This window comes from Haloplanus sp. C73 (genome assembly GCF_051195115.1).
In the GTDB taxonomy this organism is placed as follows: Archaea; Halobacteriota; Halobacteria; order Halobacteriales; family Haloferacaceae; genus Haloplanus.
The window spans coordinates 15,267-39,440 of record NZ_JBNTJZ010000004.1; the positions used below are offsets into that span (position 1 = coordinate 15,267).

The 24,174-nt window shown below is 68.6% G+C and carries 19 protein-coding genes; 9 read left to right on the forward strand and 10 right to left on the reverse strand.

Annotated features, from left to right (window positions below; translation table 11 throughout):
- The gene (locus ACQUSQ_RS08490; protein WP_435068257.1) at window positions 1-1,668 is read left to right on the forward strand and encodes an ABC transporter permease; all 1,668 of its coding nucleotides are present in this window, start codon (window positions 1-3) and stop codon (window positions 1,666-1,668) included.
- A gap of 54 nt (window positions 1,669-1,722) precedes the next feature.
- Window positions 1,723-2,817 carry an ABC transporter ATP-binding protein gene (locus ACQUSQ_RS08495; protein WP_435068683.1) on the forward strand — a complete coding sequence of 365 codons (1,095 nt, stop codon included), beginning with the start codon at window positions 1,723-1,725 and terminating at the stop codon, window positions 2,815-2,817.
- Here the strand turns inward: ACQUSQ_RS08495 and ACQUSQ_RS08500 are convergent.
- The 5 genes from ACQUSQ_RS08500 to ACQUSQ_RS08520 form a co-directional block, all read right to left on the reverse strand.
- Complete coding sequence (locus ACQUSQ_RS08500) at window positions 2,787-3,674, reverse strand: glycosyltransferase (RefSeq protein WP_435068259.1); 888 nt, start codon at window positions 3,672-3,674, stop codon at window positions 2,787-2,789. The two genes, ACQUSQ_RS08495 and ACQUSQ_RS08500, sit on opposite strands and share 31 nt — an antisense overlap.
- The gene (locus ACQUSQ_RS08505; RefSeq protein ID WP_435068261.1) at window positions 3,671-5,518 is read right to left on the reverse strand and encodes an asparagine synthase-related protein; all 1,848 of its coding nucleotides are present in this window, start codon (window positions 5,516-5,518) and stop codon (window positions 3,671-3,673) included. The genes ACQUSQ_RS08500 and ACQUSQ_RS08505 overlap by 4 nt, the downstream gene beginning before the upstream one ends.
- Window positions 5,476-6,834: a lysine N(6)-hydroxylase/L-ornithine N(5)-oxygenase family protein gene (locus tag ACQUSQ_RS08510; protein ID WP_435068263.1), complete on the reverse strand. Its 1,359-nt coding sequence runs from the start codon at window positions 6,832-6,834 to the stop codon at window positions 5,476-5,478. Before ACQUSQ_RS08510 ends, ACQUSQ_RS08505 begins: the two co-directional genes overlap by 43 nt.
- Window positions 6,831-7,412, reverse strand: a complete 582-nt coding sequence (locus ACQUSQ_RS08515; RefSeq protein WP_435068265.1) for a GNAT family N-acetyltransferase — start codon at window positions 7,410-7,412, stop codon at window positions 6,831-6,833. The genes ACQUSQ_RS08510 and ACQUSQ_RS08515 overlap by 4 nt, the downstream gene beginning before the upstream one ends.
- A 170-nt stretch (window positions 7,413-7,582) precedes the next feature.
- Window positions 7,583-8,677: a DUF4330 family protein gene (locus ACQUSQ_RS08520; RefSeq protein WP_435068266.1), complete on the reverse strand. Its 1,095-nt coding sequence runs from the start codon at window positions 8,675-8,677 to the stop codon at window positions 7,583-7,585.
- A 120-nt stretch (window positions 8,678-8,797) separates the two neighbouring features.
- Here ACQUSQ_RS08520 and ACQUSQ_RS08525 point away from each other — a divergent pair, with 120 nt between their 5' ends.
- Window positions 8,798-10,597: an ABC transporter ATP-binding protein gene (locus ACQUSQ_RS08525; protein WP_435068268.1), complete on the forward strand. Its 1,800-nt coding sequence runs from the start codon at window positions 8,798-8,800 to the stop codon at window positions 10,595-10,597.
- Here ACQUSQ_RS08525 and ACQUSQ_RS08530 read toward each other — a convergent pair.
- Entirely contained in the window at window positions 10,594-11,820 is a 1,227-nt protein-coding gene (locus ACQUSQ_RS08530) for a glycosyltransferase family 4 protein (protein ID WP_435068269.1), read from the reverse strand. The genes ACQUSQ_RS08525 and ACQUSQ_RS08530 overlap by 4 nt on opposite strands.
- Window positions 11,817-12,740, reverse strand: a complete 924-nt coding sequence (locus ACQUSQ_RS08535; RefSeq protein WP_435068271.1) for a hypothetical protein — start codon at window positions 12,738-12,740, stop codon at window positions 11,817-11,819. Before ACQUSQ_RS08535 ends, ACQUSQ_RS08530 begins: the two co-directional genes overlap by 4 nt.
- 81 nt (window positions 12,741-12,821) lie before the next feature.
- Here ACQUSQ_RS08535 and ACQUSQ_RS08540 point away from each other — a divergent pair, with 81 nt between their 5' ends.
- Entirely contained in the window at window positions 12,822-14,009 is a 1,188-nt protein-coding gene (locus ACQUSQ_RS08540) for a glycosyltransferase family 4 protein (protein ID WP_435068273.1), read from the forward strand.
- Between the two features lie 31 nt (window positions 14,010-14,040).
- Window positions 14,041-14,292 (forward strand): hypothetical protein, encoded by a 252-nt coding sequence (locus ACQUSQ_RS08545; RefSeq protein WP_435068275.1) that lies wholly within the window; start codon window positions 14,041-14,043, stop codon window positions 14,290-14,292.
- On the opposite strand, the gene ACQUSQ_RS08550 is transcribed toward ACQUSQ_RS08545, so the two are convergent.
- From ACQUSQ_RS08550 to ACQUSQ_RS08560, 3 genes are read right to left on the reverse strand one after another with little or no spacing between them, the layout of a single operon-like run.
- The gene (locus tag ACQUSQ_RS08550) at window positions 14,289-15,473 is read right to left on the reverse strand and encodes an ArnT family glycosyltransferase (RefSeq protein ID WP_435068276.1); all 1,185 of its coding nucleotides are present in this window, start codon (window positions 15,471-15,473) and stop codon (window positions 14,289-14,291) included. The two genes, ACQUSQ_RS08545 and ACQUSQ_RS08550, sit on opposite strands and share 4 nt — an antisense overlap.
- Before the next feature lie 56 nt (window positions 15,474-15,529).
- Window positions 15,530-16,726, reverse strand: a complete 1,197-nt coding sequence (locus ACQUSQ_RS08555; RefSeq protein ID WP_435068278.1) for a hypothetical protein — start codon at window positions 16,724-16,726, stop codon at window positions 15,530-15,532.
- A gap of 37 nt (window positions 16,727-16,763) precedes the next feature.
- Window positions 16,764-17,864 (reverse strand): glycosyltransferase, encoded by a 1,101-nt coding sequence (locus ACQUSQ_RS08560; RefSeq protein WP_435068279.1) that lies wholly within the window; start codon window positions 17,862-17,864, stop codon window positions 16,764-16,766.
- Window positions 17,865-18,052: 188 nt separating this feature from the next.
- Here ACQUSQ_RS08560 and ACQUSQ_RS08565 point away from each other — a divergent pair, with 188 nt between their 5' ends.
- From ACQUSQ_RS08565 to ACQUSQ_RS08580, 4 genes are read left to right on the forward strand one after another with little or no spacing between them, the layout of a single operon-like run.
- A complete protein-coding gene (locus ACQUSQ_RS08565) occupies window positions 18,053-20,908 on the forward strand; it encodes an FtsX-like permease family protein (protein WP_435068281.1) in 2,856 nt (951 codons plus the stop codon).
- Window positions 20,905-22,530 carry a hypothetical protein gene (locus tag ACQUSQ_RS08570; protein ID WP_435068283.1) on the forward strand — a complete coding sequence of 542 codons (1,626 nt, stop codon included), beginning with the start codon at window positions 20,905-20,907 and terminating at the stop codon, window positions 22,528-22,530. The genes ACQUSQ_RS08565 and ACQUSQ_RS08570 overlap by 4 nt, the downstream gene beginning before the upstream one ends.
- A complete protein-coding gene (locus ACQUSQ_RS08575; protein ID WP_435068285.1) occupies window positions 22,527-23,192 on the forward strand; it encodes an ABC transporter ATP-binding protein in 666 nt (221 codons plus the stop codon). The genes ACQUSQ_RS08570 and ACQUSQ_RS08575 overlap by 4 nt, the downstream gene beginning before the upstream one ends.
- Window positions 23,182-24,150: a DUF1616 domain-containing protein gene (locus ACQUSQ_RS08580; RefSeq protein ID WP_435068287.1), complete on the forward strand. Its 969-nt coding sequence runs from the start codon at window positions 23,182-23,184 to the stop codon at window positions 24,148-24,150. The genes ACQUSQ_RS08575 and ACQUSQ_RS08580 overlap by 11 nt, the downstream gene beginning before the upstream one ends.
- The last annotated feature ends 24 nt before the right edge of the window (window positions 24,151-24,174 follow it).

Consider the following 24,174-nt stretch of genomic DNA (forward strand, 5'->3'; position numbering starts at 1 on the left):
ATGGACCGTCTCACGAGATTTCTCGAATCGCTTCGCCGCCGTGACGCCACTCCGGATTCGGAGTCGTCGACGGGGCTGATACTGCTGAGCGGGGCCGTCGCCGCCGCGGTGCTCTCACCCATCATCTGGCTCGTCTTGCGCGTCCTGCAGGTCGACACCAACTACGCCGTGTCGCTGCTGACGCGGCCGACGACCGTCGAGATTCTTCTCACGAGCATCGCGCTCGTCGTCGCGGTGACCGGCGCCTCGATACTCCTCGGGGTGCCGACCGCGTTTCTGACCGTCCGGACCGACCTCCCGTTCCCGCGATTCTGGACCATCACCATCGCCCTCCCGCTCGTCATCCCGAGCTATCTGGGGGCCTTCACCTACATCTCCGCCTTCGGCCCGCGCGGCTACGTCGCAGACGCGCTCGCGTCGGTCGGCATCCAGTCGCTCCCCTCCATATACGGGTTCTGGGGGACGACGCTCGTGCTCACCCTCTACACCTTTCCGTACGTCTTCATCACGACACGGGCGTCACTACTCTCGTTCGACGAGACGCTCATCGAGGCGGCCCGAACTCTCGAACGGCCGCGCTGGGACGTGTTCCGCCGGGTCCTGCTCCCCCAACTCGTCCCCGGCATCGCGTCGGGCGCGCTCTTGGTCGCGCTGTATGCGCTCTCCGATTTCGGCACGCCATCGCTACTTCGGCTCGACGTGTTCACCCGCGCGATATACGTCGAATACAACGCCTTCGGGCGCGAGGTGGCGGCGATGCTTTCCATGCAGTTGCTCGCCATCACCGCCGTCATCCTCGCGATTCAGTCGCGCGCCGGCGACACGACACAGGGCGCGTACGTCGGGACGGGCGCGAACGTCGGCGACGACGCCAAACTCTCGCTGGGGCTGTGGACGGCGCCCGCGCTCGCGTTCTGTGGCCTCATCGTCACGCTCTGTCTCGCGGTGCCGCTCGGCGTACTGGCCGTGTGGTTCCTCCGCGGGTCCGCGAGCGCCGGCCGCTCCCAGTTCGTCTTCCAGTGGGAGTACGCCATCAACTCCGTCACGGTATCCGTCGCCGCGGCCGTCGTCTGTGCCATCGCCGCCCTCCCGGTGGCCTATCTCGCCGCGAGACACCGCTCGCGGGTTTCGGAACTGTTCGACCGGGCGACGTACATCGGCTACGCGATGCCGGGTATCGTCCTCGGCCTCGCACTCGTCTTCTTCGGCGTCTCCTACGAGTCGGTGGTTCGGTCGCTGACCGATATCGTCTCGGTGGCCCAGTATCTCCCCAATCTCTACCAGACGCTACCGCTCTTGATTTTCGCGTACGTCGTCCGATTCCTCCCGCAGGCCGTCGGGTCGACCCGGTCGTCGGTGCTCCGGGTGGACCGCCACCTCACCGAGGCGGCGCGCCTCCTCGGCCGGTCGCCCGCCCAGTCGTTCCGCGAAGTGACGCTCCCGCTCATCGCACCGGGCGTCTTCGCGGGCGCCGCACTGGTCTTTCTCACGACCATGAAGGAGTTGCCGGCGACGCTCCTGCTCCAGCCAACGGGCTTCGACACGCTCGTCACCTACATCTGGAACATCCGCGAATCCGGGAGTTACGGCTCCGCCGCCGTCCCGGCGTTCGTGCTCATCGTCGTCTCCGGCCTCTCGATGGTCGTCATACTCTCACAGGAGGATTAACCCATGTCACACCACAGCCAACTCGACCAGTCGCTCGAATCGTCCGCGGAATCGATGACGGACCCCGCACCGAGCCCCGACCCCGAGTCGTCAGTGCTACAACTTCGAGGACTGGAGAAGTCCTACGCCACCGAAACCGCCGTCCGAGACCTGTCGCTCTCGGTCGGCGACGGCGAGATTCTGGCGCTTTTGGGCCCCTCGGGCTGCGGGAAGACCACGACCCTGCGCCTCATCGGCGGCCTCGAACGCCCCGATTCGGGAACCGTCGCGCTCGACGGACAGACGCTCGCCGACGGTACGGTCGACACCTTCGTCCCCCCACAGGACCGCGGCATCGGGCTGGTGTTCCAGAACTTCGCGCTCTTCCCGCACATGACCGCGGCGGAGAACGTCGCCTTCGGGCTGGCCGACCGGAGCGAGGCAGAGCGGGAACGGCGGGTCGACGAACTGCTCGAACTCGTGGGGTTGAGCGACCACGCCGACCACTACCCCGACGAACTCTCTGGCGGCCAGAAACAGCGCATCGCCCTCGCGCGCTCGCTCGCGCCCGAACCGGAGGTGCTTCTCCTCGACGAACCGCTCTCGAATCTCGATATTCGCCTTCGTGTCTCGATGCGAGAGGAGATTCGCGACATCATTCAGGAGACGGGCGTGACGGCGGTGTGGGTCACTCACGACCAAGAGGAGGCGATGTCCGTCGCGGACCGAATCGGCGTGATGCACGACGGCCACCTCCAGCAGATTGGAACCCCCGAATCCATCTTCGCCCGCCCGGCGTCACGCTTCGTCGCCTCCTTCCTCGGACAGGCCGGCTTCCTCTCGGCGCGGGTCGAGGGCGACACGCTCGTGACCGACATCGGCCCGATAGACGTCGACCGACTCACGGACTTCGACGCCGCGGAGGGCGCGACGGTCGACGTCCTCGTCCGGCCGGACGACCTTCGGGCGACGCCCACCAACGACGAAGAGGCCGACGGGCGAATCGTCCGCCGTCAGTATCAGGGACCGGCCTTCGTCTACCGCGTCGAAACCGCGGGCGGCGACACCGTCCACTGCCTCCACAATCACACCGAGCGCTTCGAAGTGGGCGAGGCCGTCGACGTCGAGTTCATCGCCGATCACCCGCTCTCTTGGTATCCGGGCGCGTAGACGGCGTCGCGTCGGCGCGCACGGAGATACCCCGCGGTTCTGGCCCACTTCTGAACGCAGGCGAGGCCGTACCAGAGCGGGCGCTCCACCGCGCTCCCCGACGCATCAAGCGAGTCGAGAAAGCCGACGGGGTTCACCGGCAGGTAGTTCCGCGGGTTCGTCGGCGCCCGAACCTCGAACCGGTCGCCGTGAAAGCGCCGAATCTGCTCGCGCCCGTGTCCGATGCGGACGTTCTGTGCGAGGACGGCTCGGAGCGTCGAGCGTGCCGGGTGATACATCGGTATCTCCGGCTCGTAGGTCAACTCGAACCCCGCTTCGCTGGCCCGGCGCCCGAACTCCAAGTCGCCGTTCGAGACGAGACGGGCGTCGAAGTCGCCGATTTCGTCCAGCAGTCGTCTGTGAACGACGAGACAGCACGTGGGCGCGAAGCCAGCCTCGGTGACGTATTTCTCGACGGGGAAGCCAGTCGCGCGCCGGTATCGCGCCACGGTGCTGTCGTCGCCGACGAGTTCGACGCGACACCCCATGTACGACCGGTCGCCCATCCGCTCCGTAATCGCGGCCACGTAGTCGTCTTCGACCCACATGTCGGCGTCGACGAACCCGATGACGTCGCCGTCGGCGGCGTCGATGCCCGCGTTCCGCGCGGCGTAGGAACTTTGAATCTCGTCCTCGACGACGCGACGCACCCGGTCTGTCGTCGCGAACTCGCGGGCCACGCGCGCCGTGTCGTCCGTCGAGCCGTTGTCCGCGATGACGATTTCGTAGTCCGTCGCCGTCTGGTCCAACAGGGATTCGACGGTGGTCGTCAGCCCCTCGGGGTCGTTGTAGACGGGGACGACGACGCTCGTCGTCATACGAGACGCTCGGCCAGCGGGGTTTCGAGGACGGTTATCAGGCGATACAGCTCCTCTCCGACGTGTATCTCGCCCGCGCAGTGCCGGCGGTGCATCGAGAACGCCGCGTCGGCGTCCAGACACGGAATCGCGCGCATCGTCTCGGCGTTGGATTCCAGCGACCGCTCGACGAAGTCCGTGCGGCGAACCACCTCGTTCTTGTCCTGCCACGGCCCGTCGGTCCGATAGGAGGCCGGGCCGAGTTTGTCCAACTGATTCGACACCCGTTTGCCGACGGCGTGGGCGGCCTTCGGATAGGAGACGGGGAGTCGACTCGACGCGTGTGGCAGCCGAGCGAGGGCGGGGCTGAGCGCCTCGATTCCGTCGTGGACGATATCGCGACGGAGCCGATACTTCAGCGGCATCGAGAGATGCAGGTCGACCAGCCGCCGGTCGAGGAAGGGATTTCGGGTCGGCGCAATCTGCAGGGCGCTGTAGAGGTCGAATCCGATGCCGTTGGTAACGGGAAACAGCGAGCGATGGAGCGCCAGTTGCGACAGCGACTCGTAGGTGACGCCGTGGAAGTCGACCCGGCCGTTGGCTTCCTCGGCGATGTTCGACCGAAGCACGTCGGCATACGACGACCCGGTGAGATACGACGGCTGTCGGGTCTCTCCGGACCCGACCTGTGACTCGACGAACGAATCGAGACTCGTCGGGAAGTCGGTGAGCGGTGGGAACAGCGTCGCGTCGAAGGGCAGCGAAATCTCGTGCTGGGGCACGCTCCACGCCCCGAAGAGGTCGTCGCTGTACAGGCCGGTCAACAGGGCGTCGACGTCGCCAGCGATGGTGTCGGCGAAGCCGAGTGCATGGCCGGTGTGGAACGCGCCGATGAACTCCATAATCGGCGCGGCACGCTTCAAGAGCGTGGCGTGGTAGTCGGGGCCACGGTCGAGGCGTTCGAAGGGGGCGTCGGCGGCGGCCGCCACCCGGCGCGCCGTCTCGGATTCGCGGGTCTGCCCGTCGGCCAAGTGGTACGTCCGGAGCGGCGACTCGGCCGCGGCCAGCACTGCGCGGGAGTCGCTCCCGCCGCTCAACAGCAGGCCGCAGTCGCCGCCGGTTCGGTCCGCGACAGCACGCTCGAAGCGCTCGGCGAACTCCCGGACGAAGTAGGAAAACGGCTTGTCGACCGGCTGGTACTGGGGTCGCCAGTACCGGTGGTAGTCGGTCGCACCGGTGTCGACGTCGTAGGTCATGGTCGTCGCCGGCGGCACCTGCGCGATGCCGTCGACGGGCGTCTTCGTGCCGAAAGTCCGGCGCGCGTAGAGATACTCCGAGAGGTAGTCGTCGTCGAACGCGAACTCCGTCACCTCGGGCACCGTCTGGACGTTCGTCGAGAACGCGAGGCCGTCGGCACCGCTCGCGACGTAGAGCGGGCGGGCGCCGAGGCGGTCGATGAAAAACGTCGCCTGCCCGTCGCCGGGGTGGTAGATGCAGCCGACGAACTCGCCGTCGAGTAGAGAGACGAAGTCCATGCCGTAGTCGTCGTACGCCGACGCACACGTCTCGGCGGTCCGCGCGGGGTCGACCGAGCTCCGACTCGCGCCGTCGGTGATGCTGTACACCTCGCCCCAGACCCAGACGAGCGAGCCGTCGGCCGTCTCGACCGGTTGCTCGCTCGCTTCCTCGGCGTGGAACGCGCCGTGAACGGCGGCAGTCGCGTCCCGGTACGCCGTCTCCGACTCGCCGGCTACCGTCGCCGGCACCGTCTCGGGGTCGTAGTTGGGTGCGCCGCTGCCGACGACGCCCGACAGCCCGACCATCAGTCGGAGTTTCTCGCTTCCGGCGGCGACTCGGCCGGCCACCGACCGCCGCGCTCAGCGACGAACTCGCTGGTCTTGAAGCTCTGGAACGTGTCGGCGTGGCTCGTATCGTAGACGTCCCGCCCGGCGACCTGATTGAAGATGACGGCGTTGCGGTGTGCGCCCAGTCCGAGGTCGGGCGCGTTGATGCCGTGGGTGTGTAGCTCCGCGTTCTGGACGAATATCCGCCCGTCGAGGTCCGTCCGGAGCCGGAAGTCCTCGGTTATCGAGAGCCGGTCGCGGCCGTCGCGGTGGATGTCCTCTTCCAACGGCGAGAGGAAGGGCGGGTCCTCCCGACTGTATCCCGTTGCCAGCACGACGGTGTCGGTGTCGTGGACGAACCGCCGCTCCTCCTCCTGTTGCTCACAGAGGAGGGCGTACCCGCCCGCGTCGTTCCCGCCCATCTCCACGACTTCCGTGGCGGCAATCATGCCCACGTCGGGGTCGTTCGCGCCGATAGAGCGCTCGTAGAGCGTGTCGTAAATCTTCGCACTGGTTGTCTCGTCGATGCCCTTGTAGAGGAGGTCCTGGTCGCCGAGGAGTTCGTCCTTCCGCGACTGGTCGAGGTCGTAGAAGTAGTCGGTGTACTCGGGCGTGTACACCATGTGCCCGAGTTTGCCGTCGACCATCTGGAAAAAGCCCGGCGACCGGGTTATCCAGTCGAGGCTGTAGTCGTTCCCGCCCTGCCGTTCGAGGAGGTCCTGAAAGACTTCGGCGGCGCTCTGGCCGGAGCCGACGACGGTGACGGAGTCCGAGGCCAGACACTGCTCGCGGTGGTTCAGGTAGGAGGCCGAGTGAAACACCTCGCGGCTGAGGTGGTTCTCGAACTGCTCGGGGATGTTCGGCTTGGTGCCGATGCCGACGACGACGTTCTCGGCGGTGGCGGTCTGGCGCTGGCCCGTGCTGGGGTCGACGGATTCGACTTCGAACACGCCGTCGTTCTCGTCGATGTCCGTGACGCGGCGGTCGAACTGAAGCGAGTCGAGCGAGTCGGCGACCCACCGGCAGTAGTCGTTGTACTCTCGGCGCGGGATGAAAAACTCCTCGTAGAAGTAGAAGTCGTAGAGCCGGCTCCGCTCGTGGAGGTAGTTGAGGAAGGTGTAGCGGCTCGTCGGGTCGACCATCGTGACGAGGTCCGCGAAGAAGGGGACTTCGAGCGTCGTCCCCTCGATGAGCGTCCCCTCGTGCCAGTTGAACTCGGGTTTCTGTTCGAGGAACGTGGCGTCGATATCGCCGGGCGCCTCGTCGGCGAGCGCCGCCAGCCCGAGGTTGAAGGGGCCGAGGCCGATGCCGAGCAGGTCGTAGTCGGTGTCGGTCATGCGCGCTCACCCGACGTGCGCTCGCGGAACAGCAACTGCCCCGTCTTGTCCGGGAACGCTATCTCGCCCTGTCGCTCGAAGCCACACTTCTCGAAGACGTGAATCGCCCGCTCGTTCCGCGCGTCGGGCTCCGTGACGATACGGTCAGTTTCGGGGTGTTGGAACTGGAACTCGACCATCGCCCGCAGCAGCGGCGCCGCATAACCCTGTCCGAGATACTCCGTCGGGCCGATGAGGAGGTGAATCCCTTGGTCGGCCGGGTCGGCGTCGTAGTGGTCCGCAACCCGGTCCTCGGCGGCCCAGTACGACTCCCAGTAGCTCATCGGCGTGTGGTCGAGATAGCCGATATAAAGGGTTTGATGCGGGTTCGCCGCCCGCTCGCGAATCGTCTCGTGGACCTGCGGCAGCGGGTCGTTCTGCTCCCAGTAGGGCAGGACGTGCTCGCTGTTCAGCCACGTGTGCAGGCGCCCGAGGTCACGGTCGGGGTCGACCTCCCGAAAGCCAATCGACTTGCCGAGGTCCTCGTCGTACGTGTAGAAGCTGTAGTCGGCGCTTACCGCTTCCCTGTGGCCCGTCATCGGTCGCGCGACGCAACGGCCCTGCCCCGTCCGAGTCGGTCGGACGTGCGTCTCGAAGCATCGAGGAAATTGAGTGTGGCGCTCGAAATCATACGAATCTCTGTTACTGCTTATTTTTTAGGGAAGCCTTAAAATTCTTCCCTCTCGGTCTGCGGGGTTCGACCCCCACGTCAAACCGAGAGCGCCGTCACCGTTCCTCGAACGCGTATCGTGCCGAAATCGAGGGTCACGGTCGCCCCCTCGCGGAGCGGTCGCCCGTGGAACAGGACCGAGTCGTCGGTCGTTCGCGTCCGCAGTTCGACCGCGAGCGTGACGGTCTGGTTCCGCGGATGCTCTCGCTCGTAGATGTTCCCGCTCTCGCTGGTGAGGACGACCGACGTCGGAGCGCGTTCGACGTCGGTTATCGTCGCCGTCGTCGTCTCTCCGCGCCGTTCCCTCATACCAACTTCGATACCGTCCGCGACGGCCGGGTCGACGTTGCGAACGACGACTGTCGCGACCGTCGTGCCCCGTTCGCCCGGCGGCGAGGAACTCCCCCACCGCTCGACCGTCCCCGAAAAGGCGTAGCGCGAGGTTCTGAAGTCGACGGCCTCACCCAATCGGACCGGGGTCGACCCGAAGTACGTGGTCCCTGAGCGGTTGATAGTCCGGACCCGTAGTCCGACGAAATCGGTTCGGGCCGTCCCGTTGCCGACCGGAGGTATCACCGTCTCCGCCACCGTCGCGACCGAGCGCCCGCCGATTCGGTAGGTATCCCCGGCGTCCACGGCGTCCCGAGTCGCGGCCGGGAGACTCGTCGAGACGAGAATCGGTAGCGTCCCCGTATCGAGCGTCGTCCCCGCCTCGTCGACGCGCAGAACCTCGCCGCTCACGTCGTACGCCGCCGTCGAGATGTCGAAGTCGTCGCCCCGAGTCAGTTCGTCGCCGGCGTACTCGAAGGTCGAGTCCCCGTGGAGTTGGCCGTCGACCCGGACCCGGACGACGACCGAGGCGTTTCCGTCCGCGGCGGGGCCGACGTACGTGTCGGTAATCGTGACCCCGCCGGCCGCATCGCCGTCGGCGATGCGCTCGGCGACGGCCGGCGACTGCTGTCCGAGGTCGACCGTCGCGTACCGCGTCGCCGACTCGCCACCGCCGTCGTCGTCGGTCGGCGAGTAGAGGGCAAACGCCCCCGCGCCGACGACGACGATAGCGAGGAGGACGACTGCGGCGTCGACGACGTTGATGCGCCCGAACAGGCGACCGTCCTCGTCGATGAGCGTCATGGTGAGAGTCCGATAGCGAGAAGCACTTTGCGACCAATTCCGGCAGGCGGGACTAATCCTTTTCGTAAATGCGTGTGCTTATATTGGCCCCAGCGCACCGTTCGAGTAGAAAGACGGTTCATGCCCGATTCAGACCCTCCAGCCGCAACGAGACGGCAGAAACTCGACGCGATTGTCGACGTCATCAGATACAATCCACGGCTCACGGGCGGCATCATCGCCCTCGGCGTCGTCGCCGCGACGTTGGAAGGCGTCGGGCTGAGTTTCATCCTCCCCATCATCGAACTGGTGCAGTCGGACGGGAGCGCCGCCAGCGGCGCCGCCGGCGTGTTCGTGACCGCCTACCAGTGGGTGGGGGTGCCGCTCACGCTCGGCACCGCCGTCCTCGGCGTCGCCGTCGTCATGACGACACGCTTCACCGCGAGCTTTCTCGTCGCGTGGTTTCGCGAAGCGCTGCGGACCTACTACATCAGAGACCTCCAGACCGAGGCTTTCGCCAACGCCTTCGAGACGAAAATCTCCTACTTCGACCGCGAGGGGTCGGACGACGTCCTGAACGCCATCATCACGCAGGCGTTCAACGCGGGCCGAGTCATCGAGAACGTCGTCCTCTTTTTCGAGCAGTCGCTGCTGGCGCTTGCCTACGGTGTCATCGCGCTCGTCATCTCGCCGATGCTCACGGTGGTGACGGCGCTCACCCTTGGCGGCGCCACCTACCTCTCGCGCTACGCCGTCCACTCCGGCTACGACGTGGGCGAAGCCGTCGCCGAGGCGAACGAGCGGCGGCAGGAGGCCGCACAGGCCGGCACGAAGGGGATGCGCGACATCCGCCTGTTCGGCATCGCGGACGAACTCTACGCCGACTTCTGTGACGCCGTCGAGCAGTACACGAGCGCCCGCATCACGCGCCGCCGCAACGAGGCGCTCATCTCCAACTTCTACCAACTCGTCGTCGCCGTCTCCGTGTTCGGCCTCATCTACCTCTCCCTGTCCCTTGCCCAGTTGAGCCTGAGCCACCTCGGGCTCTTTCTGTTCGCGATGTTCCGACTCGGCCCGAAGGCGAGCCGCGCCAACGAGTTGATTTATCAAATCGAGAACGACCTCCCGCATCTCGTCCGCACGCGAGAGTTCACCGACGAGTTGGCGGCCAACACGGAGCCGACGGGAGGGAGCGAACCCGCCCCGGAGTCGGTCGAGTCGCTGGTGGCGGAGAACCTGCGGTTTTCCTACGACGGCGAGACGCCGGTACTCCGCGGCATCGACTTCGAGGCCGAGCGCGGCGAGTTCGTCGCGTTCGTCGGGCAGTCGGGCGCCGGGAAATCGACCATCGTCTCGCTACTCTCGCGGATGTACGAACCCACCGGCGGCGAAATCCGGGCGAACGGCACGCCCATCCACGAGATGGACATCGACGCGTGGCGGGACCACGTCGCCGTCGTCCGACAGGACCCCTACGTGTTCAACGACACGCTCCGATACAACCTCACCGTCGGTAACCGCGACGCCTCCGAGAAAGAGCTGGAACGCATCTGCGAAATCGCGCGCGTCGACGAGTTCCTCGACGACCTGCCCGAGGGCTACGACACCCACCTCGGCGACGAGGGCGTCCGGCTCTCGGGCGGCCAGCGCCAGCGGGTGGCGCTCGCCCGTGCCTTGCTCGACGACGCCGACGTACTCGTCCTCGACGAGGCGACGAGCGACCTCGACTCGAATCTCGAACGCGAGGTGCAGTACGCCATCGAGACGATGGAGCGTGACTACATCATCGTCACCATCGCCCACCGCCTCTCGACGGTCAAAAACGCCGACCGCATCTACACGCTCGAAGACGGCCGAGTCTCGGAGACGGGCGACCACGCGGAACTGCTCGAACGAGACGGGACGTACGCGGACCTGTACGCGATTCAGACGCGGGGCTAGAGACACCGCTCGTACAGCCGCTCGAACTGCGGCATCACGGCGTCCGCGCGATAGTCGCGCGCCTTCTCGCGCGCCTGCGCCGACAGCCGCGGCAAGGCCCCCGACGCGACGAGGTCCGTAATCGTCTCGGCAAACGCCTCGACGGAGCCATCGGTCGTTCGCCCGCCGTCGCCGACGATGGAGGCCACGCTCCCCACGTCGCTGGCGACGACCGGCGTCCCCGTCGCCAGCGCTTCGAGAAACACCCGGCCGAAGGGTTCGTCCCACCGACCCGGGTAGAGGAAGATATCGTGGGCGGCGAACAGGTCCGGGAGGTCCGCGTTCGGCACCCACCCCGTGAACGAGACGGCGTCGGCGAGCCCCATCGACTGCGCTCGCGCCTCCAGTTCCGACCGGTCGCCGCCGTCGCCGACGATTGTCAGCCGGAACGCCGACTCGGAGCGACGGTTCAGGGCATCGAGAATCGGGAGGAGGCGGTCGACGCCCTTGTGTTCGGCGAGTGAGCCGACGTAGAGCAGGTCGTAGGGGGGCGCGAAGTCGCTCTCGTGGGGCCGGTCGAAGCGCTCGTCGAGGAGGTTCGGAACCACCGTCATGCGGTCGCTCGGGAACCCGAAGTCGGCGTACGTGGCTTTCAAGTGGGGAGAGAGGACGTGATAGCCGTCGATGTCGTCTGCCACCGCCTCGCCGCGGCGAACCAGTTCCAGATAGCCGAGTCGGCTCGCGGCGCGATAGGGGGCGCTGTACTCGTCGTGCCCGCCGCTGGTGGCGAGGGAGCACGCCGTACACTTGGCGAGGCCGTTGCTCGAACACGGCTCGCGGTCCATGTACCGGAGGTCGTTTTTCGGGCAGATGGCGCCGTAGGCGTTGATGGTGACGACTGTCGCCGCGTCGAGTGCCGACATCGCTCCGCCGAGGACGGGCATGGCGTTCATGACGTAGCTGTGGACGATATCGTAGTCGTCGAACTCGCCGTCGTCGACCCGCGCCCGCAACGCGTCGTTCAACTGGAATCCCGTGTGGTACGGCGGGCCGGACAGGTCGAGCGCGCGGACTGAGATGTCGGTGTCGAGTCCGTCGGCCGGTTGCTCGCGACAGAAGACCGTCACGTCGTGGCCCCGCTCCGCGAGTTCGAAGACGATGCGAGAGGCGCTGTGGGTCGCGCCGGTTCCCTCGCTCTGGAGGGCGGTCGGGTGGACGAACGCAACGGCGAGCGGGTCGGTCATTCGGCGTAGCCGAGGTTTCGCAGGCGCTCGGAGACGACATCGGAGTCCATCTCGGCGGCCGGTTCGGCGTCGCCGCGAGTGATAGACCGCCGCGACTCGCCTTCGACCACCAGCCACGGCACGTCGACGAGTTCGTCGGTGTAGATGCCCCGCGGGTGCCCCCACTCGCGGAACGGAATCGGCGTGGCTCGCTCGCCGACCATGTTCCCGTGGTCGCCGGTCACGACAGTCTTGCCGTCGAGGGCGTCTACGAGCGTCTCGACGTGTGGCAGGACGTAGTCGAGGTTCTCGTCGTAGAGTCGCCAGAGTTCGTCTCGGTCGATATCGAGCGTGCCCAGCAGTCGCTGGTGCCAGACGTTCTCTCGCTCGTCGCCGGTGCCGTCGAGATGCCCCTCGTCGAACCCCGTGTCCGCGTTCACGAAGGGGTAATGCGGCTGCATGAAGTGGACGACGAGCCGTTTGTTCGGATACTGCTCCGCCGCGCGCTCGGCGTATTCGACCATCGTCTCGGGGAGGACGGTCCCGTGGTCGTCGTCCCAGCCGTCCTCGCGCCAGACGTCGACGACGGCGTGAAACGCGGGCTGTATCGACTCGCGGTGTTGGTGAAGTTGGGGGTTCGCCGTCACGTACACCGTGTCGGTGAGGTCACGGCCGGCGACGTTCGCGCGGAGGAACTCGACGGTGGTCGACCCGCGCGAGCGTCGGCGTTCGAGCCGACCCGGGAGGTCCGCGCGCCGCTCGAACATATCGTAGCGACAGGCGTCGAGGACGACGAGGGTGTCCCAGTCCGCGGCGAACACGTCCACCCCTTCGGGGTTGTAGTCGCGCGTGCCGAACCGCCGATGAAACAGGCGATTGACACCCCGGAGAAAGAGGACCGGGTTGTTCAGCGCGCGGGCCAGTCGGGAGCGAGCCTCCATCGGCCGAGCCTTCACGGGAGGCGAAATTCAGTCTTTCGTTGAACGGAAAGCTATTACTCCGAACCCCGGTTTTCCGGTGGTATGCACGTTCTGGCGGCGACGAACAACCTCTATCCCGACCCGCAGGCAACCGGCTCCGGCCGGTACAACTACGAGGTCGGACGCCGCCTCGCAGAGCGCGGCCACCGCGTCTCGGTCGTCACGAGACAGCGCGGGGAGACGCCGACGCGAGAGACCGTCGCGGGGATGGACGTGTACCGATACGAGGCGTCGACTCCCCGCCTTCCGCGGACGTTTCGGGCGATTCGACGACACGTGGACGCCGCCGAGACGGCGGCGCCGATAGACCTGCTGAGCCTCCACGGCGCGCTGAGTTCGTTCGGCGTCGACAGGGCCGTTCCGAGCGACCGACCGCGAATCTACACCCTCCACGGCCTATGGGCCGTCGAGTACGCACAGCGGGCGTCGGGCGGCCCCCTGTCGAAACCGTGGCACTGGCTGAACCGTCGCCTCCGCCATCGAATCGAGGGAACGACCATCGCCCACAGCGACCGGGTGGTCGTCCTGAGCGAGTACATGCGTGACCGCCTCGAACGCGCCCACCCCGACGCGCCGTCGAGTGTCGTCGTCCCCGGCGGCGCCGACACCGAGCGGTTCCGACCCGAGGCGGCGCGGGACGCGGCCGTGTTCGACACCGCGGGGACGAACTTCCTGACGGTCCGGCGACTCACGCCGCGGATGGGCCTCGAAACACTGCTCGATGCCTTCGCGTCGGTCGTCGAACGGGCGCCGGACGCCCACCTCTACGTCGGCGGGGACGGCCCGCTCCGCGACGACTTGCAGTCACGGGCGGCGCGGCTCGGCATCGCCGCGAACGTGACCTTTCTCGGCTACGTCCCGGAGGATGACCTCGCCGCGGCCTACGCCGGGGCCGACGTGTTCGTTCTGCCGACGCTGGAGTTGGAGGGGTTCGGTCTCGTCACGACCGAGGCGCTGGCGTCGGGGACACCGGTCATCGGCACGCGAGCGGGGGCGACGCCGGAGATTCTGGGCAGACTCGAAACCCGTCCCGGCGTTCCCGAACCCCTCCTCGTCGAACCGGGCGATGCCGACGAACTCGCGGCGCGGATGCTCGCGTGGCACGCCCTGTCGCCCTCGGTGCGAGCGGCGGCCGGCGAGGCCTGTCGGGACTACGTGCTGGACGCGGGCTACACGTGGGAGGCCGTCACCGACCGTATCGAGGCGCTGTTCGAACGCCACGTGACGTGAACGTTATTTGCGCGGGCGGCGTGGACGCGGTATGGGCATCGTCCGGGCCGTCCGCGACTCGCGGCTCTATCGCGGGCTCTGCACCCTCCAGCGCTGGGCCGAACACAGCGTCGTCGTCGCCACACTCGGCGACGGGCGCGTGTTGAAGGCGCTTATCGCGCTGTTCGTGGTGGGGAGCGTGCTCTCCGTCCTCGCCTCGAATCTGGGCGCGGGACTCAAGTTCCTGAGTTTTCTGCTGGTGTTTGCCGTCCTCGGCTCGGCGACGAAGCGGCGGCTGGACTAGACGTTCTGGTGGACCGGGTACGCGAGGAGGACGGCGACGGCGAGCGCCGTCCACGTGACGATGTCGGGCGCGGTGGGGATGCGAGCGGCCACGGCCCGGGTTTCGGCGTGCTCGCGGACGAGCGGCGCCGTTCGGATGATGGCATAGCCCGAGAGGACGGCCGCCGGCACGACGCTCGCGATGACGTAGTGAATCCACGTCGAGGAGGTGAGGACGGTAAAGAGCGCGACGGGGAACGCCAGCCACCAGAGGAGAAACAGCGACTCGTCGCGTGCCGCGCCGTGACGGGCGTCGACGGCCGCGAAGTACGCGCCGGCGGCCGTCGAGATGACGAAGGGGCCGAGATAGACCGGAAAGCGAACGACGTAGAAGGGGTTGAAGGGGCCGATGGTGGAGTAGGTCTGTCCGTGAAGCGGTTCGTGGCCGGTGCCGAGGCGGCCGAGAAACTGCTCGGACACCATCTGACGGAGATACGTCTCCGGGTACGACGCCAGCGCGTACAGGTTCCACGGGAGCGCCGTCGCCAGCGCCGCGGCGACACCGCCGAGGACGCCCTCGCGCCCCGTTCGGAGCGTTCGGAGGAGAACGGGGAGCGCGAGGAGGAGATACAGACCCGCCGCGGCCTGTTTGGACATGACGGCGAGGCCACCGGCAACGCCCGCGTACCAGAGGTAGCGCGGCGACGCTCGGGAGCGATAGCCGAACCAGACGAACAGCGTCCCGAACAGCAGGAGGAAGATGTCCGTCGTTGCGGTCCGACCACCGTTGCCGTACCAGAATATCGCGGGCATCGTCAGAAAGACCAGTCCGGCGGCGAGGCCGGTCCGGTCGTCGTAGAACGTCCTCGCGATACGGACGACGACGACGGCACACGCCGCCGTCGCGACGACGGAGGGGACCCGAACGGCGGCGGGCGTCGCCCCCAGAACGTCGATACTGAGCGCCTGCAGCCAGAAGACAAGCGGCGGTTTCTCCAGAAAAACCGTCCCCGAGATGATGTCGGTCGTCCCGGTGTAGACGGGGATGAGCCAGTGGCCGTCGCGTGCCATCTCACGCGCGACGGAGAAGTATATCGCCTCGTCCGTCGAGAGTGGGAAGGAAAGTTTCGGGAGATAGCCGACCAGACAGGCCAGAAACACGGCCGTCTCGGGGAGGCAGTCTCGCAGGGAGAGCGGCGCCATGGTCGCCGTCGCCCTCCGACGGTACTAAACGGTTCGTTCTCGGCGACGGCCCGCAGTCACTCGTTCTCAGCGTGCGCGTCGAAGCCGGAGCGTGAGCGCCGCTCGGTGGCGAACGCCGACCCCACTCGGCGGTAGAGCGCCCGATACCACCGCTCGAAGACGGGGGCGCTGAAGACACAGAGCAGGAACACGAAGATGCCCCGGTGGCGAACGGTCGTCCCGAAGTTGGCGTCGACGAGGCCGTAGCCGACGATGCCGGCCACGTAGAACACCCCGAGCGTCAGCGCCACGACGGACTGGTGCCGTCGCTGGCGGAGCGAGACGGCTCCTGTCACCGTAATGACGACGAGCAGTGGCAGGGACAGCACCGCCAGCACGTCGAACGCCGAACTCACGTGGAGGGGGAAGGGCGCGAACTGGAAGTAGAGCGCACGAATCGGAGCGGCGAGAGCCACGTCCAGCCACGAGTCGTAGGCCATCCCGTCGAGATACGCGGCGCTTCCCGTGGCGCGATACTGGAGGCGACGGTTGAGGCTGTCGACCGGAAACACCGTCGCGAACAGCCCCAGTCCGACGAGCCCCGCCGGGACTGCCGCCGCCACCAGCGCGCGAATCGACAGCCCGTCCCGACCGGCGGTCAGCGCGACGACGCCGCCGGCGAGCGCCGCCACCAGTGCGATGAAGGCGAGTTCTTCGCGGAGCATGAACAGCGCGCCCCACAGCGGCACGGCCGACACCCCGGCCCAGTAGTCCCGCTCGTCGAAGGTGCGGACGACGAGCGCGAGCAACCATACCGCAAGCAGCGTCGACAGCGCGTCACGCATCGGCAGCGAGGCAAACAGGAAGGGAAGCGGGAAAAAGAGTATCGCGAGGACGAGGCCGTCCGTCGATTCGAGGTCGGGGTAGAGCCGGCGCGCAACCTCCGCGAGCGGAATTGGCGTCAACACGGCGAGGAGGCCGTTGACGATAGAGAGCGTCGTCGTGTCGGCGCCGAAGACGGCGTAGACGAGCGCCTGAAACGTGGCGAAGGCGTCGACGGCGGAGGTGGGGTCGGTCGCGCCACCGGCGAGGATGCGGAGCGCGTTCGTGTGAAAGAGCGCGATGTCCCACTCGTAGGGGAGCACGGGGAGGACGCCCACCGAGAAGGCGATGTGGCCCACGAGCGCGAGGCCGCCGGCGTAGCGATACGTCGTCGAATAGGGCCGGCTCAGGAGGGCAAAGAGGAGACAGACCGAGGCGGCCGCGAGCAGCATAGAGGGGGTTGCAGACAGCGAGTCAAATACCTGCGGGTCACGCTTCATCGAGCGTCTCCCGGTACACGCGCCGGGTGTCGCGGAGCATCCGCTCGCTGGTGAACCGGTCGCGGACGCGGCGCTGAGCGGCCACCGAGTACCGCTCGTAGCGCTCGGGGTCGTCGAGGAGGGCGTCGATGGCGTCGGCGAGGGCGTCGGGGTCGCCGGGCGCGACGGTCCGACCCGTCTCTCCGTCGACGCTGACGTAGGGGACGCCCGTCGGGAGTGCGGTGTTGACCACCGGAAGCCCGTGTTGCATGGCTTCGAGTTGTACGATGCCGAACGACTCGTTGGCGCTGACGGAAGGCAGGACGAACACGTCCGCCGTCCGATACAGGTGTTCGAGACGCTCCTCGGAGACGAAGCCCTCGAAGGTGACTCTGTCGGCGACGCCCTCGCGTTCCGCCTGCCGTTCGAGCGCCGGTCGCTCGGGGCCGCGGCCGACGACCGAGAGCCGTCCGTCCACGTCCCCCATCGCCGAGACGAGGGTGTCGACACCCTTGAACGGGACGAGTCGCCCGACGAACAGGACGTGGCGGTCGGTGGGGCGTCGGGGCGTAATCGGGTCGTCGTCGGTGTCGACGCCGAGCGGAATCACCGTCGTCTTGTCGGCGAAGGGTCTGATTCGGTCGCACTCGTCGCGCATATTCGGCGACGTGACGAGTACGCGACGCGCGTCGTCGAGAAAGCGGTTCAGAATCGGCTCGTACGGGTAGACGATTGGGCCTTTGTCGATGATGTCGTCGTGAAAGGTCGCGACGTGTGGCGTGTCGGGCCGGACGAGAGCGTGACTCGCCGGCCCGACGGGGAAGGGGAGGTGATAGTGTGCGAGGTCGGCCCACGCGAGTTGCTGGCGGAGGCGCAGGGGGAAAGTGGGTGCGAGCGGCGTCGACTTGACGTCGCCAAGATTCCCGGCGCGAACCACTCTCACGCCGTCCACCTCGTCGACGCTCCCCCGGCCCCGCTCTGCGGTCGTCAGCACCCGGAACTCGACGCCGTCGATGCCGGTGACCAGCCGTCTGACGACGTTCTCGATACCGCCGGTAAAGGGGTGGTAATGCTTGCAGACGTGGAGGACGCGAATCGGGTCGTGGGGCATACTGCCTACTCGGGCCGCCGCGTCGACGCGACTCCCTGCAGATGCGTCTCTCGTCCTCGACAGAGGGCCGGTTCTCGCGTGGCGACCAGCATACGGAGCGAGTCGAAATCCCCACGCTTAACGTTTAGGTATTCCTAAAACGTCGTAGTGGCAGCCGTTCAGACGACTCCGGTCGACGGCCGCGCGTCATGAGCTACTCGTGGGCGTTGCTCTCGCGGTGGTCGACGCGGGACCGGCTGGCAGTCCTCGTGATAGCCGTGACGGCGGCGTTTCTCGTCGGCGCCGTCGTCGTCCTGCTCGCCGTGTCCGGCCAGACGACGGCGATGGCGGGCGACCACGGCGCCGACACCGCCGTCAGCCTCACGACGACTCCCGAGGCGGCCGTCGAAGACGGCACGGCGTTCCCGCTAGCGACGGTGAGGGTCGACGGCGAGCGTCGGACGGTCGTCGGTGTTCCAGAGGACGCCGAATACGACCCGCCGGATACGCCCGCCGGCTCGCCGGCCGGTGAGACGGTCACGCTGGTCGGCGAGCGCACGACGATATCGACGACGCTGACGCCGGCGACCGGGCAGACGCCGTTCCCGGACCGGTGGCTAGTGACCGACGCCGCGACGGCCGAGCGGCTGGGTTCCGAGCGCGCGCTCGTCTTCCGGGACGCGGCGTCGCCCGTTCCGGCCGAGGGCGCGCCGCTCTCGGGCGTCCTCGCTTTCTTCCTCGTCGGCACCCGGCAGATGCTCGGGGTGCTGGGCGTGGTCTGTGCCGGCGTCGCAGTCTTGGTCGGCGTCGTCGTCTTCAGCGTGACCCGGATGACCGTCCGCGAGCGCCGGGACACGTTCGCCGTGTTGCGCGCGACGGGCGCCTCCGCACGCCGCGTGAGACTGCTCGTCGCCGCCCGGGCCGGCCTCCTCACGCTCTGTGGCGTTGCCATCGGCTACGCCGTCGGCCTCGTCGTTCCGAACGCGGCCGCGACGGCGGCCGTGACGCTCGGCCTGCCCGTCGGCTTACCCCTCCAACTCGACGGGGAGGCCGCCGCACTCGTGACCGTGATACTCGCGGGACTGGTCGCTGTCGGCGTCGGCGCGGGCGCGCTCGCCGCCCGGTCGGTGGTCCGAGGGGCGCCGCTCGATGCAGGCGAGAAATCGGCGTGGACTCCGCCCGGCGGCCCCGAGTTCCTGTCGATGGAGACTGTCGTACCGACGCTGTCGACGCTGTCGGTGTTCGTCGCGTTCGTCCTCGTCGTCGCCGCGTTGGGTGGCGTCTTGGGCGGGCTCAGCGGCGGCGGCGCGGGCGGGATGGTCGTCGAACCCGGCGCCGTCCACCCCGTCGACAGCCACGTGCCAGTGGCCTACGCGTCGGAGTTCCGCCGCACCGGCGCCGCGGCGAGCCCGGAAATCCTCCTGTTTCTCGCTTACGACGGCCGCGCCGTGCCCGCTCGCGGCGTCGACTTCGAGGCGTATCGGTCGGTGTCCGACGCGCGAGTCGTCGCCGGTCGAGCGCCGAACGCGACGGACGAAGCCGTCGTCGGCGCGGGGCTGGCTCGAACGCTCGGCGTCGCTCCCGGCGACGAACTCGCGCTCGGGGGAAGCACGACGACGACCGTAGCGACCGTCGAAATCGTCGGCACGTTCGAGGCGAGCGGCGCGGCCGACGACCATCTGCTCGTGTCGCTCCCGCTCGCCCGGCATCTGGAAGACGTCCCGGCGGGCGCCGCGAACGTCGTCCGATTCCGGGAGGGGGCCAGTGCGTCGGCGAACGAAACCGTCGTCACGCTCGGCCTCAGCGCGCCGCGGCAGGCGGCGACGGGCGAGGACGTGACCGCCCGCGTCCGGGTGCAGAACGTCGGCGCCGACCGAGCCACCCGGACCGTCCGGGCGACGTTCGGGGAGCAGGTTCGCCAGACCCGCGTCACGCTCTCCGGCGGCGAGCGCCGCACCGTCGAACTCACCTTCGAGGCGCGGGAGACGGGCGACCAGCGCGTCGTCGTCGACGACCGGACGTGGACGGTCCGGGTGTTGTCGGCCGACACGCTCGTCCTCGCGCCCCTCCCGGAGCAGGGGCCGACGAACGCGACGCTCCACGTCGGCGTCGACACCGTCGCGGAGGGTCCCGTCGCCGACGCCACCGTGTCGGTCGGGAATCGGACGGTCCGGACGGACGCGACCGGTGCCGCCACCCTCCGACTGCCGGCGACCGCCGGGCGCTACACGGTCGACGTTCGGGCGGGCGAGCGGTCGGCGACACGGGAGATAGCCGTCCGGGACGACGCGCCTCGCGACCCCGCGGTCCGCGTCGTGACGCCGAAAGAGACGGGCGTGTACACGCGACCCACCGTCGACGTCCGGGTCAGGAACCCGTGGGACCGAGACGTGGAGCGGACCGTCAGCCTGACCGGTCCGGGGCTGAACCGCACTACCTCGGTTCGGCTGTCGCCGGGCGAGAGCGAGACTCTGACGGCGACGCTCGCGCGCCGCCCGCCGGGCACGTATCGCGTCGGCGCGACGGCGGGCGAGGCGACGGCCGAGAGCGAGTATCGGGTGGTGGGCGACGAGCGACTGGCGAGTGCCGTCGCGTCGAGCGGTCGGGCGTCGGGCGGCGTCGGGTCCGGCGGCCTCGTCTCCCGCGCCTTCGGGAACGTAGCGCTCGTTCTCGCGACGCTCGTCGGTCTCGGCGTGTTGATGACCGTCGGTAGCACCGTCGCCGCGTTCGCCGACGCCGTGCAGGCGCGCCGCCGCGACATCGGTATCCACCGCGCCGTGGGAGCGACGCCGCGACAGGTGGTGCGTCTCGTCCTCGCGGACGCGGCGCGAATCAGTCTCCCTGCGGCCGTCGGGAGTCTGGTGCTCGCGGGGGCCGCGCTCGCGCTCCTCTCGCTGACCGGGACCCTGACCGTGTTCGGGGTGCGACTGGCGCCGAGCATCCCCCTCGCTATCGCCCCGCTGCTCGCGCTCGCGACGTTCGCGCTCTCGGTTGCGAGCGCGGGCGTCGTCGCGTGGCGATACTGCGCTGTCGACCCCGCGGCGCTGTTCGGAGGTGGCGGATGAGCCGCCGCGCCGACGTGCCGCTGTTGCTCGCCGTCGTCGCCGTCGGCGTGGCGGTGCGACTGAGCCCCCTCGCGCTCTCGCCGCTGCCGTACAACACCGACGGGTTCGTGTTCGCCAGCACCGCAGAGCGCATCCTCGCAACCGACGGCGTGGCGCTCACGGGCGCGGCCGCTCCGGCCCCCGACCAGTATCTGTTCGCGACACTCGCGTCGGTTCTCAGCGAGGTGACGGGTGTCGCGCCGCTGTATCTCCTGCAGGCGCTCGTCGCCTGTCTGGCCGTCGTCCCGTCGCTCGTCGTCGTCGGGTACGTCTGCTCGCTCACGGCGGACCGCCCGCGCGCCCATCGGCGGGCCGCGGCCGCCGTCGCCGGCATCGGCCTCTCGCTCGACGGCGGCTTCCTGTTCCGGACGATGTCGGTCAACGGCGAGGTGTACGGAATGGCGCTACTCTTTTGCCTGCTGCTTGCCCTGCACCGCGCCCTCGTCACCGAGCGACGGGCGTGGACGGCGCTCGCGGTTGCGTTCGCGGTAGTGATGCCCGTCGCCCACAACCTGAGCGCGCTGCTGGCCGGGTTGGTCGGCACGACGCTGGTGGCGGTGGCGCTCGCGCGCCGCCCCACCGCCGCCCGCATCGGGGCCGGAGCGCTCGGCGTGGCCGCGTTCTGGGTGCTGACGGTCGGCTACTACGAGGCGGTCAGCCTGCCGAAAGCCGGCGCGGTCACGGCGTCGCTGGGGCTGTTCGTCGCGTGGGTGATTCTCACCGTCGCCGTCGGGCGATGGCTCGACACCACCTCGCTCGCCATCAAGCGAGCGGCGCTGCTGGCGGCGTTCGGCGCCGGCCTCGCCGTCTTCGTCAGCAACGCCGTCGTCTCCATCTACCCCGGGACGGCGACGACGACGCCGCTGATGGTGGCGCTCATCGGCCCGCTGGGGGTCGTGCTGTTGCTACTGGCCGCTCTCGGCCTGCCCCGACTGACCGACGAGCGGGGACTCGGCGTGCTGGCGGCCGTCGTCGGCCCCCTCGCCGCAATCGGGTTCGGGCTGACGGCGGGGAGCACACCGCTGCACAAGGACCTCATCCTCCGGTCGGCGACCTTTCTCCATCCGGGCGTGTTCGTCGCGGCGGCCGTCGCGCTCGCGTGGCTCGCCGCGGAGCGGCCGCGGACGGGTCGGGTCGCCGCCGTCGCCGCCGTCGCTGTCATCGTCGTCTCCGCGGCGTTTCCGTTCGCCGGGCTGGCGGCCATGCCCTTCGAGCCAGTGACCGAATCCGACGAGTTCGCGGCGGCGACGTTCGCAAGCGACCGCGTCTCGACCGGCTGGGCGACCGACGAGCATCTTGCGCTCGTGGCGACCAACTACCGCGAGGGCGGGGCGACGTCGGCGCCGACGACGGCGTGGGTCCGCGGCGACACCGGCCCACCCGACTGCCCGACGCTCGCCCGCGAGTCGTGGACGACGGTGGGCGCGCCGACCGGCACCGGACCGCGACAGCTATCCCCGCGGACCTACGACGCGTGGGTCATGAGCGGCGACGTCGTCTACGCGGGTGGCGGAGACGAGCGCATCGTCCTCCGGTGGGGCGAGGGCGAGTGCCGGGGGCCGGAGACGGAGGTGCGCCCGTGACGCCACCGGTCGTCGAGGCGACGGACGTGACGGTGCGACGGGGCGAGCGGGCCGTCCTTGACGGTCTCTCGATGACGATTCCGGCGGACGGACGCCTGCTCGTCCGCGGCGAGAGCGGCGCCGGCAAGTCGACGCTGTTCGAGGTGCTGGGCCTGCTCACGACGCCCGACTCGGGGACCGTCCGGGTTCGCGGGACGGACGCGACGGGACTCCCCGAACGCGAGCGGGCGGCGTTCCGCCGCGACCACCTCGGCTTCGTCTTTCAGGACTTCCGACTCGTCGACGACCTGACCGCCTTCGAGAACGCGCGGGTGCCACAGGAACACGCCGGCGACGTCGACGAGGCGTGGCTGGAGACGCTGTTCGAGCGACTCGACATCACTGACCTCGCCCACCGGACGCCGCCGACGCTCTCGGGCGGGGAGCGCCAGCGAGTCGCCATCGCTCGGGCCGTCGCGAACCGCCCGAGCGTCATCCTCGCCGACGAACCGACCGGGCAGCTAGACCCCGAGACGACCGACGCCGTGCTGGATACGCTGACGGCCGTCTACGAAACCGTCGACACCGCGCTGGTGGTCGTGAGCCACGACCCCCGGCTCGAATCGCGGTTCGAGACGCGCTACACGCTCGCCGACGGGAGGGTCGAACGAGATGAGGGGTGACCGACTCCCCGCCGACATCGCGGCCGTGGCGCTGTTGACCCTGCTCGCGAACGCCGTCGCGCTGGCGCCCGTGCTTCGCGAGACGCCGCTCCGGCCCGTCCTCGGCGTCGCGTTCGTCCTGTTCGCGCCGGGCTACGTCCTCGTCGCCGCCCTCTTTCCGCCGGGTGAGGGGGCGGCGACGGACGAAAGCGAGGCGGCGACCGGGCTGACCGGCAGCGAGCGCCTCGCACTCTCTATCGGCGTGAGCGCAGTGGTTAGCCCGCTAGTCGGACTCGCGCTGACGCCGCTCGCGGGGGTTCGGCTGGTGCCGCTCCTGTTTGCGCTGACCGCGGTGACGGCGGCTGGCGCAGTCGTCGCCGTGAGACGCAGGCCGGAGACGGACCGGTCGTCTGCCGACATCCGCCTACACCGAGTGACCGCACCGTTCACCGACGAAGACGCCCCGAATCGGGCGCTGAACGTCGCGTTCGCGGTTCTCGTCGTCGCGTCGGTCGTCGGGGGTGGCTACGCCGTCCTCGAATCGCCCGGCGACGAGCCGTTCTCGGAACTGTATCTCGACGGCGCGGCGGAGTTCCCCGAAACCACGAGCGTCGGCCAGACCGACCCGCTCACGCTCGGGGTTCGGAACAACGCGGAGCGGGCGCGAACCTACACCGTCGTCGTCGCGGTCCAGCGGACGACGGCCCCCACCGAATCCGCGCAGTTCGAGGAGGACGTGCTATCGAGTCAGCCGCAGACGACCGTCGACGTCGAGAGCCAGACCGAACTGGAGCGGTACACGGCGACCGTCGCTCCCGGCGACACGTGGGAGCGAACGCACGCCGTGACCCCGCCCTTCGCCGGCGAGCACGTCCGTCTCTTGGTCCTGCTGTACGAGGGCGAGGCGCCAGCGAATCCGGCTCTCGATAGCGCCGACAGGGAGACGCACCTCTGGCTGACGGTCACCGAGGAGGGGTAGGGCAATTTATCACCGCGGGCGACG